This is a genomic window from Caldisericum sp., assembly GCA_022759145.1.
GTDB lineage: Bacteria > Caldisericota > Caldisericia > Caldisericales > Caldisericaceae > Caldisericum.
Genome location: JAEMPV010000108.1, coordinates 1 through 4,666, shown reverse-complemented (window position 1 = coordinate 4,666; position 4,666 = coordinate 1). Strand labels below are relative to the sequence as shown.

Here is a 4,666-nt window from a genome sequence, read left to right as displayed (position 1 = left end):
TCTATGTCTATGTTATCGAGCGTCTTATCTTCGTATCCATCCATGGAAAATTGAATTGTGTGTTGCCCTGCTTGAATCTGGACATAGCCAGGTGTTATAAGAATATCGCTCTTATCGATATACACTGTTGCACCTTCTGGGTCTGATTCAATACGGATTAATTTTATAGGTTTTTGAGAAGAAGGACTGCTTGGTGTTGTTACATTTGGCGTTGTTCCCTCTTGATTTACCTTGCAACCTGCAAGGCTTGAAAGCAAAAGAAGTAAAACTAAAGCGACAAAAATCTTTTTATTCACGCCCACCTCCTTATGGACCTATATAATAAAGCCTATAAAATGTTATGTCCTTATCGGTAACATCTACCACTACATTGTAAGATTTAATAGTCTTTACATCCAGATAAAGAATGCCGTTAACTACTTTCCATTGTGGACCGCTACTTATAAAGGATTCATTTACTGGTAAAAGACTTCCGCTACTATCAATCTTAAAAGGAATGTGTGCTAAGATTGCATAAACAGTTCCATTCTTGTCGACTGTTAAAAGTGTTGCGGCATTTTCTCCCCATGCAAAACTATAGAGATAACCTGCAAGAGTATTAAATGTTTTTCCACCATCGGTAGATACAAGAATACCTTGATTAGTTGCGATGTAAATCTTACTGTTATCGTTTGGGTCAATTGCGATTGCCTCAATGTCTGAAAAATACTTTTGATTAAGGAGTGTCCAGTTATTCCCATTGTCTTCTGATTTGAAGATATGTGAAGAGGTTATTCCGTAAACAAGAGAAGGTTTCACAGGGTCAAAAGCAAACGCAACAGGCTCATTCCACGCTCTTGGTCTATCTTTAAAGAAGTTTAAATCGTTCCAGGTTTTTCCACCATCTTCAGTGCCCGCAAAGTTATAGCCAGACATTAAAATTACCCTGTTATTATGAGGGTTTATCCATGGAATGCAAGGAGAATTGAAAAACTTTTCCCAATCTTTTCCACCGTTTTTACTTACTAAAACTGAGTCCTCTGTTGTTACATATATCGTAGTAGGATTTTGGGGATCAAGGACGATGTTTCTTACACTTTTTAAATCTGCAATTTTTGAAAAATGCATACCGTAATCTTTTGATTCCATTAGAACTCCATCCTGTGAGTTACAAGCGCCTTGTTTTTTCCATCCATAAATAACCGAAGGATGCTTTGGGTCTACGGCTACTTCGTCAAAAAATATCCTGCCGTAAAATTTCTCGAATGTTTTTCCTCCATCCTTTGAGACTGACGAATTAGTATAGATTATAGAGGGATTTTTAGGATGGACATAGAAATAATTCACATTGCCTACAAACCCGAGTTCATTCAGAGCAAATCCTGCTGAGTTATACGGCATGTATATGTGTCCACTTTCTTTTATTACATTAACCTTGTTTGGGATTATTTTTGGGATGTATTGTGTTGGATTTCCTTTCTCATCATACGATACAAAGTCAGCCTTTATAAGATTGCCATTTAAATCAAAATTTGTGTATTCGCAAAGCCAACCTCTAATTTCCCCATATATTTCAAACGGGGAATCCTTTGTTAAATCGCTTTTAACTTTTATTGTTGCAATGCCATTATTATCTGTTTTAAGATTATCAAGCCCAATTGGTTTGTTTCGTGCAATATTCCCATTAGCGTCAGTTAAAAGAAGTTTTAGATCAATTGATTCCCAAACTGGAAGTAGAATTTTATTATTGTCTTCAGGATTTCCTGAAAGGCTACCAAGTATCTTACCATTAAGAATTTTTGCTTTATAGAGGACTTTGAACTTAAATTCTGCAGCACCGCCAAAAGGTGGAGTAACAATTTCTCCATTGTGCATTACTTTGTATTCTCCAAGTTCGTCAAATGTGACCTTCTTAGAGAATTTTCTTACTTGTTCGCCCCAGGAAAATTTATCGGATGTTTGCTCTGTATCAAAATGCACTTTTTTGCCTGAAGGAAACACAATATCAAACGAGTCTAATGTTGTATAGCCTCTTACATTATATGTGCCATTTAGATAGACGCCTGAATAAAATACTCCACCGCAACATGTGTATCTAATTGTTGGTTCAACAAAGCATAGAGGATGTCCACATAGAAATTCAGGTTGTTTTTCAAGTTTTGCTACTACTTCCTTTGGATTTTCGTCATTTGTTACATTGATTGTCTCGTTGTAATCCTCAAAACCTTCTTTTCGTATTGTGACACAATGATTCCCTGGATAGAGTTTAAGTTCTATTGGTGTTTGCCCTATTTTTTGATTGTCTACAAATACATCTGCTCCTTGAGGAACAGAATCAAATTTAACAACCTTCAAATCCTGCTGAGGTAAGCCTGTCTTACAACCAACAAGGCTTAAAAACAACATAAGTAAAACTAAAGCGACAAAAATCTTTTTACTCACGCCCACCTCCTATGGCAGCATATCGCACATCCTGAAAATTTCAATGCTATCGCTATTTACTTTTACTGAATAAATATCGCTTTTGATATCATTCATATCGATGAATAACTTGCCGTCAATAATTTTCCACTTTGGACCGCCGACAAGAAATGTGTCTCCATCAAGGGGTAATATATTTCCAGAATCATTCTGCACAAATGGTATACCATCGTCCATTATGTACAAAAATCCGTTAGAGCCTGCAGCAATGCTTGTTACATTGCCTACAGGAAAATCGACTTTTGTAAAAGTCTTTCCCTTGTCAATCGAAGTGTAAATGCCATCTCTGAAAGAAGAAATGTAAATTATGTAGGTATCTTTGTACTGGACAATCGCAATACTCTCTTTCCCTTCAAGGTCTCCCTTATAAAGTGATTTCCAGGTTTCACCTTCGTCGTAAGATGCAAGGAGTCCTTCATACATACTTCCTGCAAAAACTTCTTTTGGTTTTCTTGGATCACCGAAGGTAATGCAATCAATTCTCTCTCCAGTGCTATTTTGTTTTACAATTCTCCAGGTTTTTCCGCCGTCGGATGACTTTAAAATCCCTTTCTCGGTACCAACAATTACAATATTAGGGTTTGAAGGGCTTATAGCAATCGAGTTTACAATACCAAAATCTGTGGGGATTTTCAAAAAGTTTTTCCCGCCGTCATTTGAAACATATAATCCTTTCCAGGTTGCAAGATACAATTTTTCTGGATTGTTTGGGTCTATTGCAATCTGCTCAACAAAGTTATTTGAAAGGTCAATACCGATATTCGCAAATTTTTCGAAGTGGGCTCCGAAATCCTCAGACTTAAGTATATATTTCGGGTCTGATCTTCCCCAGCCAATAACTTCCCCCGGATTTTTTGGATTTAACGCAATTGCATCAAGAGTTTCGCTCATTTTCTCAAAGTGTTTGCTCTCATCTTTTGAAACAAAACTATTTGTGTAGATAATAGACGGGTCCCTCGGGTGAGGGAAGATATTATCGCCTCCAACACCTGCCCCTTTGTAGATATCAACAAGCCTTACACCAATTGAATCATAAGGCATATAGACATCGTTACCCTCTCTTACGATTTTAATCTCGCTTTTAAACGAAGGAAGCAGTGCAGGTTGAACGGTTACTTTTGCATTCTCAGTTGTAGAGGAAACGAGTTTTCCGTCCATCGTGTATTTTGCGTAATCGTATCCAAAGACGAGCAAATCGCCGTAGATTAATAACCCTGCCTCTTGTCCGTTTATGTATGTTACATAGCAATACGGGCAATCCTTCCTTTCAACTTTTGCCTTAAAAGTTACAACGCCATCTTTATCTGTTTTTAATCCGTAAACACCAAGTGAGGTATTTGGTATTGGTTTTCCGTTTGCATCAGTTATAAGGACTTTTGCATCAACCTCAGAGTTAACAGGGACTGCAATTGCATTTTTATAACCGCCTTTAAATATATCTTCAAGTTTGGGCGTAGGCGAAAGGATTGTAGGTTTGTAATCTACGACAAATGTATATTCCACAGTGCCGTTAGAAACAATCTTATATGTTCCTACTTCATCAAAGGTAACAACCTTTGAAAATTTCCTTACTTTATCCGAAACCTTTTCCGTATCAAAGTGAACTTTTTTGCCGCTTGGAAATACAAGGTCAAACGAATTGAGCAAGGTTTTGCCGCTTATCGTGTATGTGCCTCCATAAAAAATGCCCGAGTATGTAATTGCAGCAGCTGAACAGCATCTAAAGATAGGAACAGAATCGAAAATAATTGCGCCGTTTGGACCAAATTCAAACATTAATTCTGAACTCTGGATTTTTTTAAGCGTTACGGAAATAATTGTTGTATCCTCCTTTACTTCTATGTTCTTCATAATGTAATCTTTGTAACCGTTTTTGCTAAAATGAATGTAGTGCCACCCTAATGAGAGTTTTACATCTGCAGGTGTTGTAATTGGCTCATTATTATCGATATACACCGTTGCACCTTCTGGTTCTGAATCGATATGGACAATCTTAACCTCTCTTTGAGATGTTTGATTTGTAGGCGAGTTTTCTGATTGTTTAACTCCACATCCTGATAAACTGATAAGAAGTGAAAAAACCATCAATAAAATTAAAACTTTCTTCATAATTCTTCTCCTTTCCTTATTTACTTCCGATTGCATAGAGGTAATCGTCCCAAAATCCCATATATATTGTTCCATCTTCTGCGATAGCAGGAGAAGA

Annotated in this window: 3 protein-coding genes; all 3 read right to left on the bottom strand. The window is 36.9% G+C overall.

The window, feature by feature from the left end; genetic code table 11:
* A partial coding sequence (locus JHC30_06495; GenBank protein ID MCI4463798.1) for a PEGA domain-containing protein occupies positions 1 to 296 on the bottom strand: 296 nt, incomplete at its 3' end.
* Between the two features lie 10 nt (positions 297 to 306).
* Positions 307 to 2,421 carry a PEGA domain-containing protein gene (locus tag JHC30_06490; GenBank protein ID MCI4463797.1) on the bottom strand — a complete coding sequence of 705 codons (2,115 nt, stop codon included), beginning with the start codon at positions 2,419 to 2,421 and terminating at the stop codon, positions 307 to 309.
* 9 nt (positions 2,422 to 2,430) lie between these two features.
* A complete protein-coding gene (locus JHC30_06485) occupies positions 2,431 to 4,569 on the bottom strand; it encodes a PEGA domain-containing protein (protein ID MCI4463796.1) in 2,139 nt (712 codons plus the stop codon).
* Positions 4,570 to 4,666 lie beyond the last annotated feature (97 nt).